The sequence below is a fragment of the Oligoflexus tunisiensis genome, from assembly GCF_001748245.1.
GTDB lineage: Bacteria > Bdellovibrionota_B > Oligoflexia > Oligoflexales > Oligoflexaceae > Oligoflexus > Oligoflexus tunisiensis.
Genome location: NZ_BDFO01000001.1, coordinates 4,170,652 through 4,184,546 on the forward strand (window position 1 = coordinate 4,170,652; position 13,895 = coordinate 4,184,546).

The window sequence follows — 13,895 nt, forward strand, 5'->3', positions numbered from 1 at the left end:
TCAGGCTTCAGTGACGCCTGCGCTGGTAATTCCTCACATTGCACCTGGCAAATTCCTGGTCTATCCTTGTATTGACACAATCGCATTCACAATTCCCCCATTTGGAAAGATCCTCGTCTTTGAAACGGGTGATTACATTATTTTTTTTACTGGCGATCGCATGGTTCGAAACCCTCGTGTTTGCCCAGAGTCCGATCGCCATAGACGACGATTTTGAATTCCATCGACCAGGAAAAGGAAGTCTAAGTTACTTTTATCAGGATGAAGCGGTTGACTGGCAACCGATGGATGCGCTTGATTATCTGCTGGAACCTGATCTTGAAAAAAAAAGACTCAAGATATTTGCGTACTATGACGCCATATATCAATCGACTCCCCTACTCCAAATAAGCGACCTCCTAAAGTTAGAGAACCGTCAACGCTTCGTGGATCTGGATAGCTACAGACCGAATTTTGGCTTTAATAACCGACCCGTCTGGTACCGAATAAGACTTCACTATCAAGGTAGCCAACCAACCAAGCGAATCATTTTAAATGTTAATGGATATGTGGTCGATTCCCAATACTTTGTGGTGGAAAACGGCAATAAGATTATAAACTCATTCCGTAAAAGCTTTCATGAACCCAGGGCATTGAGAAGCCGGTTTGATACTGAAAACAACACCACATCAGTTCTTGAATTAAGTTCGGAAAAGAGGGACATTGAACTCTATTTCATGGCCTACACCTCCGTCGTTCCCCACCTCCTCAATGTTGAGCTTCACTCTGAACAGAACCTCGAAAAGGTCATAAAGGGCTGGCTGCCCTTTCAATGGGCTTACGCCGGCGCAGCAATAGCTCTTTTGACCTATAACTTTGGGATTTTTCTTATCTCCCGGCAGAAGATCTATCTATTTTACGTGGGCTTTGTCGGGACTACGTGGCTCGTTCAAGCCGAGTTGAATGGATTCTATTTCAATATCTACACAAAAAATGTCGCTGTTTATTGGAGTTATCATTACCTTCTATTCCTTGGCATTCATGGGTCATTCTTTGTTGCCTTTGCTCGGGAATTCCTGCCTTTCCGGTCTTACCCGCGAATTAATAAGCTCACCAAAGTCACACAGTTCATTGTCATCCTAACGGCTATCGCATATGTCACGGCACCGACCTCAATTATGATCCCATTCTCAACCTTCATGGTATTCTCCATTGTTCCTCTGATTATCGGACCTGCCATTTGGCTTATGACAAAGAAGGAAAAGCAGGCTTATTTCTATGTGACAGCCTTTTCAATCTATTTAATAGGATCAGCGTTTAAAACGTTGATGTTGCATGGTTACCTTTCCAGCATCACGTTCCTCGACCACATTATGGAGATCGGCTCCCTGTCTGAAGCTCTCCTGCTATCGATCACCATGGGAGACAAGCTCAGGACCTTGAACATCAGTTTGAGAAAATACGTTGATCAAGTTGAAGATATTGTGGACGAAAAGACGAGAGAGATCCGCTCCATCATGAGGCACATTCAGCAGGGAATATTTTCAATTCTGCCTGGAGTCAAAATCCATGAGGAATATAGTCAGCATCTTTGCACTTTGGTGGATAGAACGGATATATTGAATGCCGATCCAGCTCTTCTTCTGAGTGAAGGCTCCACCATGAACGACGATGATGTAGCCCGCATGAGAACCGCAATCGACCTCTCCTTGGATTCCCCATTCGAATTTGAACTGAATGAAAGCCATCTTCCCAGAGATATCGAGATGCCTGGCAGGTTCCTTGAAGTTGATTGGCAAGTCATTGAAGACGAAAACCTGCAAACGGATAAACTGCTTGTCACGCTGCGTGATGTGACAGAAATCAAGAAATTGCGGGGGCAGGCGGAAGCTCACGAGAAGGAAATCACAAAAATCTCGGAGATTCTTGCGGTTGAGATTGAACGCTGTCAGAGGTTTTTTGATGCCTCAAAAAAACTGCTGAGCGATGTTCAGGGTGTACTCGAATCCAGCAAGCCAGTAGATGCGACACAATTGAAGCTAATCTTCCTCTGCTATCACACGATGAAAGGCCACGTCCGCAGCTTGGGTTTCAAGGATCTTACCAACACCATCCACAAGGCGGAGAATCTCTGCAGTCTTTATCAAAACAATCTGGATCAGCTGGACCTGGACAGCCTGATGTCAGATTATCACCTGATCACCTCTGTCCTGGAGGAGTACATTTCCATATTCCGCGATAAGCTCGGTCGTTCGGCTTCAAACACAATCAATCTCAACAAGGATATGGTCGCGAAACTCCTGAATATATTCCAGCTTCTTCCCAAGGAAAAAAGGAGCATCTGCTCAAATGAAGAGCATGTTCTTCACTATGCCTATTACAAAGCTCTCCCGACGGTTCTTAAGGAATGTTGTGACAAAGTTGTAAAGGTAGCGGTCGACCTCGGCAAACAGGAGCCACGCTTCGCCATAGACACCCCAAGCGTGGATATACCCCCTCAGACCGTGGAACTCCTCCAAAACGTCTTTATCCACCTTCTGCGCAATTCCGTGGACCACGGCCTGGAATCAACGGACGTACGCCTCTCAAAAAACAAACCAGCGCAGGGACTGATCACTATACGTTCCTTAATCGAGGGAAATATGCTGCTTCTATCTATCGGTGACGATGGCCAGGGGCTAAATTTGAAGAGAATAAAAGAAAAGGCTCTGGAAAAAGGACTCCTGGCTGTCAATGACAATGATCCCTATGCGATCGCCAATGCCATCTTTCATTCAGGGTTTTCAACGGCCTCCCAGCTATCAGACATCTCTGGACGCGGGGTCGGATTGGACGCGGTCCGGACCATGCTGGAGGATGCTGGTGGGGGCATTGCCATCATATTTAATGCATCTGACAACATCCAGGTCGACTCAACTGCCGTGCCTTTCCACTTTCGGATGAGCCTGCCTGACGATATGTGGGTGACAGGTTTCGATCAGCAGTTGAACGTAGTATCCCACTAATGTGAATTTGCAATTCTGTCCCCGTTCACACTTCACCTTCCGGAACAGTCCCTCTACTGCACCTGATCTTTCGGCAGAAGATTGGGGTCAAGGCTTCTCAGATAAGGAACGATTCCTGATTTTTCCGCATCGTTCGCGAAAATCATCTTGTGGGGGATGTTGGATTCCCAGTTGTCATCAGTATTCACACCCGCTTCAATGGTCGCGAGCAGACCTGGATCCGAATAATTGGCCATCAAATAGGGCGAATGGTTTGCCCCCCTATCAGTTCGATGGCAGGATGCACATGCCGGCGAATACGTTTCGCCCGTGACCTCCGTATTGTAACGTTGCTTGCCAGCGGCTACCTGCGCAGCCGTATATTCTGCAATCTCCAAGGCCAGTGGCATTTCCGCCGATCCGAGTTTGAATGTCGCTGACGTCGAACCTGCTTTTTGGGTCGTCAATTCGTACTGGCGACCTCCAGGGCTTATATCTTTGAAGCTGACAGTCACAAATGAGGCATCGACCTCCAAGGAAAGTCCTGCGGCCTTGGCTACAGCAGCCGATTCATAGTCTTTACCTCTGTAGAGTTCAATAATTTTCTCTTCGCTAGCTTGAATCTCTTGTGGGAGTTCACCAAAGACCCTGGCATCCACTAAGACTTTGAACGAATTGGTTCCATCAAAACCAGAAAATAGTTTACCGAAGCGAACGTTATTCAGCACGACTGACCACGTCATTTTTGAGACCAGTTCCGGAACGCTCATGGCGTCTGCGGATGCATTCTGGGTCGAGCCTGTCTCTTTGTTCTGCTCGGAATATGAACACGACCATGTCCCCATCACCAAATTGAAACATACCCATAGACTGAAAGCTTTCACTTTCCTGGACATACTATACCTCCACAATCGCATCACGTTGGGGCATCAGCATGCAGTTTCCCTGCCATATCACGGAACTCAATGAAAGGTCATTACGTGTGATCATTATCAAACATGATCTTTCGTAAGGCGTTCGCAACCACAATGAATTGAACGCGAAGCAGCGCTCTAATCCGCCGATAGCCATCCAGGGCCGCTGGCTGTGAAGGTGTCTCAGGATAAATATTTCGTTACTCACAAGGAGAGTGCCCAAACCTGCTGCGACGCTGGCAAAGATCCAGGTATTTCCTAAACAAACCTTTATACTCGTGCCAAAAAAATCGAATCACTCCATGATTGTAGCCGCTGGAAAGCAACGAGTGATCGCGTCAATACAATGTTATTCTGCGCTTCAGAAACAATGGGCAGAGTATGGATCCGACGATGATACCACCACAAAATGCACTAAAAACTGCTGGTTAAGACGTTCGCTCAATCTTTCTATTGATGGCAACGTGGCAAGTTTATTTGGGATTTGGCATCATTAAGGCCATTCTCACCAAAACAGATAGAGACGCTATCGGTTAAATGCGGCGAAAATGGAAGGGTAATGGTATGAAGCTCGGGTCCTATAATCGGCCAGGCAGATTTCTCTTTCACTATTCCCTGGTCTTGTTTTCAACGCTCGTTGTTCTATGGCTTGCGGCTTGTCAGGGTCGTCAGTGGCTGAGCAGAGAGACCAGAACCACTTCCACAAATTCCACAAATTCCTCAGATGAGACGCCAGCCTTTGACAACAAGGAAGCTGAGCTGGATCCTTTCGTCCAGCGAAGCAGCAGGACCGCTGGCAGAAAGTTTCAAGCAGTCATGACACTCAGAGGCAGCTCTTCCTCTTAACTTTCGCCAATCCGAGCGGAGCCAGCCTGCAGGTCCTGCTCATCTTCAATGATGGACATATTCTGATTGATGGCATCGCCGGCAACAGCTCGCTGGGTACCAATCTGGTTCGCAACGGCGGCTTTGACGAATACGAAGTCGTCGCGGGCTCGACCAATTCGCGCACCACGTCAACTCAGTCGGAGACCTGGAAAGCCGAGCCCGCTGAGACCCATAACTGTGCCGACGGGATTGCTTACATCGAAGCCCAGGTCGGTCGTATGCTGACCAGCGTTGGCGCACCCTATGAGGGCGAAAAAAACACGGAACTCGATTCCGCATGCTCCAGCGGCACCGGCGGGAACATTTACCTTTATCAGGATCTGCCTATCAAAGCGGGTTCCCAGTTCTGGTATAAAAAGCGGGCGACGGTAACCCAGACTGTCGATGCCAGGCTGGGTTCGACCATGGTTTTCTCCAAAGCCAATGAAGCTCTGCAATGGACACGGGTCAGCATAACCTTTATTACCGATGCGAGCAGCACGCGCCTGGCATTTACGGATCGCGGCCCCTCCGACGGACAGGGCAGTATTCTGGATCAGGTTGAAATGCGGGAAGTCAATGGGCTTCCCTGATTTGAAAGCAGGCACATAGCTGCCTCTCTCTTGCCGAGCATAATCTCTTCCTCTCTTGAAATATCCTATCGACACGAGCGACAACCGGATTTCCGACTTTCCGGTTGGGGCAGTTCGGGCACCCACAACAAACCAAGGAGATTAACATGATGCGCCAACTGCTTTTCAGCTCTCTCTGGATCAGCACATCTCTTTTCGCACAAAACAACGGCAGCCCGATGGTCATGCAGGGATCTGATACCCTTGCCACCTATATGAGCGAAATCATCGCTGTCAGTGGCCTTGAGGCTGACGTTGTTTATGCGGGCGGCGGCTCAAGCCTGGGTGAAACGGCGCTGCTTTCGCAACAGCAGCATCTCGCTCCCAAGGCTTCCTTTTCAGTCAAGATTGCCCCCGATCCCTGCGAAGGCACCCTCTTTTTCCTGGACAATTTCGCAGGTCCCAGAGCTACCAATAAATCAGCTTAACTCCTGAGACAAATTACCGATTTACAGAGAGGAAATATTGAAAGCAACCCTGGGATAGTTCTATGCATGCGTGGTACCGAAACATTGTTCTCATATCGTCTCTGCTTGTATCTCAGCAATGTTTTGCTTTTATTGATGCAATGCGGAATTATTTTAATAAATATCAAGTCGGCATCGAGTATAGCCACTCTTTCGACCATATCAATCTCACGTACAAGACTCCTGCCATGGATTCGATCCCCGAATCATGTATTAACGACGATGAAGATCCAACGGAACAGACCTGTTCGCTTGGACTGGCGGCAGGGCAGTCGAGCGGCTATGGTTTGTTCCTGCAGCAGGCATTTCGTCGCGATGGAGATTTCTATTTTGATTTTGATATCAACTTTACGGCTCGCTATCTGAGCGGCGGCCTATTGAAAGAAGAGACGGAAAAATTGCAAAGTGAAGGAGTGCCGCTTTATCAGGCCCAGGTCGATCTGCTGGCACTGATCGCCCTGCCCTATATCAAGATTGGATATACACCGTCGACGGGATTCCCTGATATTTTTCTTTCTTTAGGGCCTTCTTTCCAGGCTGCATTGGGAAAAGTGACTCTCAACGAAGAGAGCCGTAACGTAGCTGTGGCTTTGTCATCGGGAACCGTGGGATATACCGAATTGGAGCTTGTCTTTCTGAGATTTGGCGAAGGCGCGTTCTCTCTTTACGCATCCCAGGATCACACGGGCCGTAATGGAACCCCTTTCTATCCCAATGTGCTTGAAGGAATCACGGACGTGAAAGCCGGATTCCAGAGGGGGCAAGGTGGAAGTTTTTTCGGTTTTGGAGCCAAGCTTCTGCTTAACTGGCCATAGAAGTGGATGAACGGGCGGGCACTGAACCCGCACCGGTTCCGCTCTAGAGCCGCGAGGCGAGTTCCGTACCTTGCTGAATCGCACGTTTCGCATCCAACTCAGCCGCGAAGTCTGCGCCGCCGATCACATGATAGCGGGCGTTCGTGATCTTCCCTGCCTCATCCACGGGAAGCAAATCTCGCACCGACTCCTGGCCAGCGCAGATGATCACGTTATCCACAGGCAGAACCTTGGCTTGCCCTTCGTGCATGATGTGCAGACCTTGATCATCAACCTTCTGATACTCAACTCCTCCCAGCATACGAATACCGTTCTGGTTCAAGGCGATCTTATGCACCCACCCACTGCTTTTGCCAGGGCCTGAACCCATCGACTTGCCAGCAGGTTTGCGCTGCAAAAGCCAAATTTCCCTCCGAGGTGGGTGCTTTTCGGGTGAGGTTAAGCCCCCTTCGTGCGTGACCTTGGAATCGATGCCCCACGCCTTCTCAAAGCTCTCAATGCTCTGGTCGGCATCGTGCAGCAGAAATTCGGATACGTCGATGCCGATCCCACCGGCACCGATCACCGCCACTTTCGAGCCGACAGCCTTGCGTTCAGCCAGGACCTCGGCATAGGACAATACCTTGGGATGATCCAAACCTTCGATCGCAGGCCGGCGTGGAACCACCCCTGTCGCGACAATAATCTCGTCGAAGTCGGTGCTGAGATCAGCAGCTTCGATTTTCGTGTTGAGCTTTAGCTTCACACCCACCCGCTTGATCCGCTTGTCGAAATAGCGAATCGTTTCGCGAAACTCTTCCTTGCCAGGGATGGTTGCTGCCATTCGAAACTGCCCGCCGATGGCTGACGAAGCTTCAAAGAGTGTGACATCATGCCCGCGCTCAGCAGCTGTCGTTGCCGCAGCCAGTCCCGCCATGCCTCCCCCGATGACGGCGATCTTTTTCTTGTTCTGACTGGGAAGGATGACCAGCTCTGTTTCGTGGCAGGCTCGTGGATTGACCAGACAGGTTGCGCGTTTCATCGAAAAGATATGATCAAGACACGCCTGGTTGCAGGCAATGCAGGTGTTGATCTCGTCAGCTCGGCCCGTCGCGGCTTTATTCACGAATTCCGCATCGGCCAGCAAGGGGCGAGCCATGGAAACCATGTCCGCGTCACCGCACGCGATGATGTCCTCCGCGACCTCGGGAGTGTTGATACGATTCGAAGCGCAGACGGGTATTCGCAGTTCCTTGCGCATGCGCGCCGTCGTCGCACGAAACGCGGCCCTTGGCACGGACGTGACGATCGTCGGAATGCGTGCTTCGTGCCAACCGATGCCGGTATTCAAAAGGTTGATGCCAGCGGCCTCAAGCGCCTTCGCGGTCGTCACGATTTCGTCCCAGGTGTTGCCGCCTTCAACAAGATCAAGCAGAGAGAGTCGATAGATGAGCAGAAAGTCCTGACCGACGCTCTTGCGTATCGCCTTCACAATCTCGACCGGAAAGAGCATGCGATTCTCGATCGGACCACCCCAACGATCCTCGCGCTTATTCACCCGCTTGCAAAGGAACTGATTGAGGAGATAACCTTCACTTCCCATGATTTCAACGCCATCGTAACCCGCCTCGCGGGCGAGCTGGGTGCAGCGGGCGTAATCGTCGATGGTCTCGAGGATCAGTTTCTCGCTCATTTCGCGGGGCGTAAAGGGATTGATGGGAGACTTCACGCTGGACGCGGAGACCTGAAAAGGATGATAAGCGTAGCGTCCGGCATGCAGGATCTGCATTGCAATCCGACCGCCTTCGCGGTGCACAGCGCTGGTCACGCGCCGGTGATTGAAGACATCAAGCCTGGTATTGAGAGTGCCTCCGGCCGGCGCAAGCCAGCCTCGACGGTTTGGTGAAATGCCGCCGGTGATAATCAGGCCCACGCCACCACGGGCCCGTTCCGCGAAATAGCTGGCGAGTTTCCCATAATTGAAAAACCTGTCTTCCAGGCCCGTATGCATGGAGCCCATCAGCACACGGTTTTTTAAAGTGACAGGTCCGAGATCGATCGGGGCCAGCAAATTCGGATAAAATTGCGTCATCGGTTTACCTTGGACTTATAAGTTTTACAGTTCATCTTCCGTCGTCATGGGTTGCTTCAACACCAGAGCCAGACAGTAATCGGCCAGTTGATCCAGATCTATACTACCATCATTCCGATACCAATGGGTGGACCAGGACAAGGCACCACTGATCAATCGGCGCAAGATCGGAATGTTGCGAATGGCCAGTTCTCCTGGCGAATTTTCTTCCAGAACCTGGAACCACAGACGCTCATATTGTTCCCTGAGTTCGAGCAGCTCCTGCTGGTTATGTTGGGAAATGCTGCGCCATTCCAATACCAGAATCGACATGCTGCGACCGGTGGCTCCATGAATCGTTTCCAACTCACTCCGAATGAGCATGCGCAATTTTTCTCTCGGCGTTTGAGCGAGGGTCACGGCCTCTTCCTGCCGTGCTACGCAGATGCGCACGGCCTCTTCCATGATAGCCTTCAGAATGTCTTCCTTCACTTTAAAGTGATGGAAGAGACTGCCAGACTGGATGCCGACTGCTGCGGCAATATCTCTGACCGTCGTTTTTTCAAAACCACGCTCAGCAAACAGCTTGCTCGATTCCTGAATGATACGTCCCCTGGGACTTTCCGGGTCGCAGATCAAACCTTCTTTTACCAGTCGACTGATCACATTCATCTCTGTTTCCTAAAATCAATTTGCAAACCAAGCGCTTGCTTGGTAAGCGTAACTCAACTTTTTGAAAGATGCCATAACGAGTCCTTAAAAGGCTCGTAAATATACCCAAAGCTTGCCAAAAGGTGGGAACGCCATGAAAAAGACGCATGTATCAATCGGTTGTGCTTCAGCTTTTTGGGGTGACACGCCGCGAGCGGCGCAACAGCTTATTGAAAGCGGCGCCATCGATTATCTTGTCTTTGATTTTCTGGCTGAAACGACTATGGCATTGTTGGCTATGGCTAAAATGCGTCAGCCCGAACAGGGTTATGCGCCCGACTTCCTGGAAATTCTGAAGCCACTCCTCGGACAGATCAAAAGCCGGAAGATCCGTGTGCTCGCCAACGCAGGTGGATTGAATCCCATCGAGTGCAAGCGACAGCTGCAAGCCCTCATTGATGCCGAAGGCCTGTCCCTGAAAGTGGGAGCCGTGACAGGTGATGATCTTCAAGCGCGCCATGCGAAAGACAGCGCCTTTCAAAAAAGGGTCTGGGGGCAGGACGCGACCCTTTCGGGTCAGAAACTGGTCTGTTTTAATGCGTATTTGGGAGCCGAAGGGCTCGTGGCGGCACTGGATGCCGGATGTGACATCATCATCACCGGGCGCGTGGTCGATAGCGCCCTGGTTCTGGCTCCTCTTGTGCACCATTTTCAATGGTCCTGGGATGATTACCATAGGCTGGCCCAAGGTTCCCTGGCTGGCCATATCATTGAGTGTGGGGCGCAGTGCACCGGTGGAAATTTCACAGACTGGCTTCAGGTCCCTCATCCGGAGCAGATTGGTTTTCCAATCGTTGAATGTTACGAGGATGGAAGTTTCATCGTAACAAAACCTGCCGGCACCGGCGGGCTGGTAAATTTTGCAACGGTGTGCGAACAGATCGTCTACGAAATCGATGATCCCGCCAGCTACAAGCTCCCCAACGTCATCTGCGATTTCAGAAATGTTCAGGTCGAAGTGGAGGCGGCGGACCGGGTCCGCGTATGCGGTGCCAAGGGACGGCAACCATCCGGGCAATATAAGGCCTGTGGCTTTTACCTGGATGGATATCGGGCCAACGCCCTGCTTATGATCAGTGGCCACAACGCTCATATCAAAGCGCGGGCGGTTGGAAAGGCCATTCTGGATCGAGTCGAACGCTGTTTGACAGAACGAGGCGCGGCAGGCTTTGAGGAAACTCTCATCGAGTGCCTGGGCAGCGGTGAACACTTTGCTCCTGACTCCAGCGACAGCCGAGCTTATGTATCCGAGGATGCGTTGGAAATCGTCCTTCGCGTTGCTGTTGCTCATAAGGACAAGACAGCCGTCGCAGATTTTTGCCAGGAAATCGCTCAGGCCGCGACAGGCATGGGGGCGGGAATTTATGGGGTAACGTCGGGGCGGCCCCAGCCTTCACCACGAATGGGGATGCTGGTGGCCATGGTCGACAAGGAACTGGTTCCCGTTAGCTGGACGTCGGATGGGGAAGCCATCATCACTCCTGTGCATTCATTTCCCGATGAGTCGTCGCAGTTGCCGGATGAGCAACATCCAAGGTCCGCTGACAGACTCGAACGGCCTAAATCGTCTGATCTGGTTGACGTTCCTCTCTATCGCCTCGCCTATGCCCGCAGTGGAGACAAAGGCAATCACGCGAATATCGGGGTGATCGCTCGTAAACCGGAATATTGGCCCTGGCTGCGGGAAGAGCTCTCAGCGGAACGAGTCCATAAGCAGTTCCGTCGGTATTTTTCCCAGAAGCAGAAACCGGGCGAAGAAGGTTGTGCTGAATCCGTTCAACGCTGGGAAATGCCGGGCATCATGGCTCTCAATTTTCTGCTCAAAAATAGTCTGGGCGGCGGTGGCATGGCAAGCCTCCAGGCCGATGCCCAAGGCAAATCCTATGGTCAACAGCTCTTGCAAATCAACATTTCCATTCCGCGAGACATCCTATGAGCAAATCTTATCAATCAATTTTCAGGGATAACATGTTCGCCGGCAGGCAGTTTATCGTCACGGGAGGTGGCAGCGGTATCGGACGCTGCATTGCTCATGAACTGAGCGCATTGGGCGCCATGGTTCACATCGTCGGCCGCAACGAGGAAAAACTGAGAACTGTCTGCAATGAAATCGAGGCGGACGGGGGATCGGCACGACCCTACGTCTGCGATATTCGGGACGAGGCATTGGTCGTCAAAACCGTTGCCGAAATAGTTCAATCGGCTGAGCACATTCATGGGCTTGTGAATAATGCGGGAGGGCAGTTTCCTGCACCCTTGAGTCATATCTCACAAAAAGGCTTTGAGGCCGTGGTGCGCACCAATCTTGTGGGCGGCTTTCTCGTGGCTCGGGAGGTTTTTAATCAGTCCATGAGCAGGCACGGCGGGTCCATTGTCAATATTACCGCGGACAATTGGGGCGGAATGCCGGGAATGGGGCACTCCGGAGCGGCACGAGCCGGCATGGACAACTTCACAAAGACTGCTGCCGTGGAGTGGGCTCATCGCGGTGTGCGTGTGAACGCGGTGGCACCGGGTTGGATCGCGTCATCAGGAATGGATACCTATGATAAAAGCATTCAGGCCTTGCTGCCCACCATGAAAGCGGGTGTTCCCCTCAAGCGTCTCGGCACCGAGGCGGAAATCAGCTCGGCCGTCTGTTTTCTGCTCAGCGATGGGGCCCGTTACATCAATGGAGCGACTCTGCGGGTGGATGGAGGCTCGCCACTGGGTGGCAAATTCTGGCCTTTGGCGAAGGCGGAAAATAATCAAGCCTACGACGGATTCCATCGATCGAAGCTGCCAGATGCCGTGGAAAGCCTGGACTAGTGCGCAAACCTTGGAGAGTGGCCGATGCCAGTTATTGAGAGTTACAACGTAAGTGGGCAAGCTGAAATCCGATCCAATAAGGAATTCCTGTTAAGTCAGCTGGAAGAGTTTCGTCAGACTGAACGTTTGAAGGAACTGAGCGAGCGGGAGGCGGAAGCGAAATTCACGGCGCAGGGAAAGATGATTCCCAGAAAGCGGGTGGAGTTCCTGCTCGATCCCGGCAGTCCCTTTCTCGAAATAGCAGCCTTTGCCGGCTATAAAATGGAAGACGACAAGGACGGATCGGCTTGTGGTGGCGGTGTTATCGGCGGAATTGGTCTCATTCACGGACGCTTTTGCATGATCGTCGCCAGCAATAGCGCGATCAAAGGCGGGGTCATTTCACCTACCGGGCTGAAGAAAACGCTTCGATTGCAACAGATCGCCATGGAAAACAAATTGCCCGTGGTCTCGCTGGCGGAAAGCGGCGGCGCGAACCTGAACTATGCGTCTGAAGTGTTTGTGGAAGGAGCGCGAACCTTTGCCAATCAGGCGAAGATGTCGGCGCTGGGTCTCATCCAGGTGACCATAGTCCACGGCAATGCCACGGCTGGTGGCGCCTATCAACCCGGCCTGTCCGATTATGTGATTGTCGTGCGCAACCAGTCCAAGCTTTTTCTCGCAGGCCCTCCCCTGCTCAAAGCGGCCACGGGTGAAATCGCCAGCGACGAGGACCTGGGCGGAGGAGAAATGCACGCCGGGATTTCCGGAACCGCGGAGTATATTGCGGAAAGCGACGCCGATGCGATTGCCTTCGCCAGAACGCTGCTTGGCCATATTTTTCAGGATCAAGCGGAAGGCATGCCGTTCCCTGGCCGCACTTCCATCGTTCAACCTTTGTATCCGGCAGATGAACTGCTCGGTCTGATTCCGAAAGACATCAAAACACCGTTTGATATTCGGGATATCTGGGCCAGGATCGTCGATGGATCGGAGTTCATGGAGTTCAAGCCAGGTTATGACCAGGGCACAGTTTGTGGTCACAGCAGGATCATGGGCATGCGCTGCGGACTGATCGGAAACAATGCGCCCATTACGGTGCAAGGAGCCGTGAAGGCCGCACAGTTCATTCAGTTGTGCGATCAGGCTGGACTCCCCCTTCTGTTTTTCCATAACACCACAGGCTTTCTGGTTGGGACCGAATCGGAAAGGAACGGCATCATCAAGCACGGCTCAAAAATGATCCAGGCCATGACCAATGCTCGCGTGCCCAAGATCTCGCTCGTTATCGGCGGCTCCTATGGGGCTGGAAATTATGCCATGTGCGGGCGTGGATTCGATCCCCGATTCATCTTCAGCTGGCCCAACAGTCGAACAGCTGTGATGGGTGGTGCCCAGGCCGGTATGGTTTTGCGCACGGTCACCGAAGAAAAAATGCGCAAGCTGGGGCAGACCGTTGATGAACGCAAGCTGGCCATGATGGAAGAGGCTACGCGGCAAAAGCTGGATCAGGAGTCGTCAGCGATGTATGGCAGCGCCCGCCTGTGGGACGATGGCGTCATTGATCCCCGGGACTCGCGCAAGGTGCTCGGTCTTTGTCTATTCATCTGTCAGTCAGCTGATCAAGCAAAGCTCGCTGGCAGTACGTTCGGTGTTTCGCGGTTTTGAGCATGTTGAGAAGGAGAGCAT

10 protein-coding genes are annotated in these 13,895 nt (G+C 51.8%); 7 read left to right on the forward strand and 3 right to left on the reverse strand.

Annotated elements, in window-relative coordinates; translation table 11 throughout:
- Window positions 1-128: 128 nt before the first annotated feature.
- Window positions 129-2,984 carry a 7TM diverse intracellular signaling domain-containing protein gene (locus OLTU_RS17280; protein ID WP_245676871.1) on the forward strand — a complete coding sequence of 952 codons (2,856 nt, stop codon included), beginning with the start codon at window positions 129-131 and terminating at the stop codon, window positions 2,982-2,984.
- Between the two features lie 53 nt (window positions 2,985-3,037).
- On the opposite strand, the gene OLTU_RS17285 is transcribed toward OLTU_RS17280, so the two are convergent.
- A complete protein-coding gene (locus tag OLTU_RS17285; protein WP_141734011.1) occupies window positions 3,038-3,859 on the reverse strand; it encodes a c-type cytochrome in 822 nt (273 codons plus the stop codon).
- A 1,124-nt stretch (window positions 3,860-4,983) separates the two neighbouring features.
- Here OLTU_RS17285 and OLTU_RS17290 point away from each other — a divergent pair.
- From OLTU_RS17290 to OLTU_RS17300, 3 genes are all read left to right on the forward strand, one after another.
- Window positions 4,984-5,337, forward strand: a complete 354-nt coding sequence (locus tag OLTU_RS17290; RefSeq protein ID WP_141734012.1) for a hypothetical protein — start codon at window positions 4,984-4,986, stop codon at window positions 5,335-5,337.
- Between the two features lie 146 nt (window positions 5,338-5,483).
- On the forward strand, window positions 5,484-5,804 hold the full coding sequence (locus tag OLTU_RS17295) for a hypothetical protein (RefSeq protein ID WP_141734013.1): 321 nt from the start codon (window positions 5,484-5,486) through the stop codon (window positions 5,802-5,804).
- 62 nt (window positions 5,805-5,866) lie between these two features.
- Complete coding sequence (locus tag OLTU_RS17300) at window positions 5,867-6,658, forward strand: hypothetical protein (protein ID WP_141734014.1); 792 nt, start codon at window positions 5,867-5,869, stop codon at window positions 6,656-6,658.
- A gap of 43 nt (window positions 6,659-6,701) precedes the next feature.
- Here the strand turns inward: OLTU_RS17300 and OLTU_RS17305 are convergent, their stop codons facing one another.
- Complete coding sequence (locus OLTU_RS17305; RefSeq protein WP_141734015.1) at window positions 6,702-8,729, reverse strand: NADPH-dependent 2,4-dienoyl-CoA reductase; 2,028 nt, start codon at window positions 8,727-8,729, stop codon at window positions 6,702-6,704.
- 24 nt (window positions 8,730-8,753) lie between these two features.
- Entirely contained in the window at window positions 8,754-9,380 is a 627-nt protein-coding gene (locus OLTU_RS17310; RefSeq protein WP_141734016.1) for a TetR/AcrR family transcriptional regulator, read from the reverse strand.
- A gap of 133 nt (window positions 9,381-9,513) precedes the next feature.
- On the opposite strand from OLTU_RS17310, the gene OLTU_RS17315 reads away from it, so the two are divergent.
- The 3 genes from OLTU_RS17315 to OLTU_RS17325 are packed head-to-tail and all read left to right on the forward strand — an operon-like array spanning window position 9,514 to window position 13,874.
- Window positions 9,514-11,355, forward strand: a complete 1,842-nt coding sequence (locus tag OLTU_RS17315) for an acyclic terpene utilization AtuA family protein (RefSeq protein WP_141734017.1) — start codon at window positions 9,514-9,516, stop codon at window positions 11,353-11,355.
- 32 nt (window positions 11,356-11,387) lie between these two features.
- A complete protein-coding gene (locus OLTU_RS17320) occupies window positions 11,388-12,227 on the forward strand; it encodes an SDR family oxidoreductase (protein WP_218110092.1) in 840 nt (279 codons plus the stop codon).
- A 24-nt stretch (window positions 12,228-12,251) separates the two neighbouring features.
- Complete coding sequence (locus OLTU_RS17325; protein WP_141734019.1) at window positions 12,252-13,874, forward strand: acyl-CoA carboxylase subunit beta; 1,623 nt, start codon at window positions 12,252-12,254, stop codon at window positions 13,872-13,874.
- Window positions 13,875-13,895 lie beyond the last annotated feature (21 nt).

Coding starts and splice junctions, on each gene's coding strand:
- OLTU_RS17285 (WP_141734011.1), bottom strand. CDS start 3,859: ATGTCCAGGAAAGTGAAAGCTTTCAGTCTATGGGTATGTTTCAATTTG.
- OLTU_RS17290 (WP_141734012.1), top strand. CDS start 4,984: ATGCTGACCAGCGTTGGCGCACCCTATGAGGGCGAAAAAAACACGGAA.
- OLTU_RS17295 (WP_141734013.1), top strand. CDS start 5,484: ATGATGCGCCAACTGCTTTTCAGCTCTCTCTGGATCAGCACATCTCTT.
- OLTU_RS17300 (WP_141734014.1), top strand. CDS start 5,867: ATGCATGCGTGGTACCGAAACATTGTTCTCATATCGTCTCTGCTTGTA.
- OLTU_RS17305 (WP_141734015.1), bottom strand. CDS start 8,729: ATGACGCAATTTTATCCGAATTTGCTGGCCCCGATCGATCTCGGACCT.
- OLTU_RS17310 (WP_141734016.1), bottom strand. CDS start 9,380: ATGAATGTGATCAGTCGACTGGTAAAAGAAGGTTTGATCTGCGACCCG.
- OLTU_RS17315 (WP_141734017.1), top strand. CDS start 9,514: ATGAAAAAGACGCATGTATCAATCGGTTGTGCTTCAGCTTTTTGGGGT.
- OLTU_RS17320 (WP_218110092.1), top strand. CDS start 11,388: ATGTTCGCCGGCAGGCAGTTTATCGTCACGGGAGGTGGCAGCGGTATC.
- OLTU_RS17325 (WP_141734019.1), top strand. CDS start 12,252: ATGCCAGTTATTGAGAGTTACAACGTAAGTGGGCAAGCTGAAATCCGA.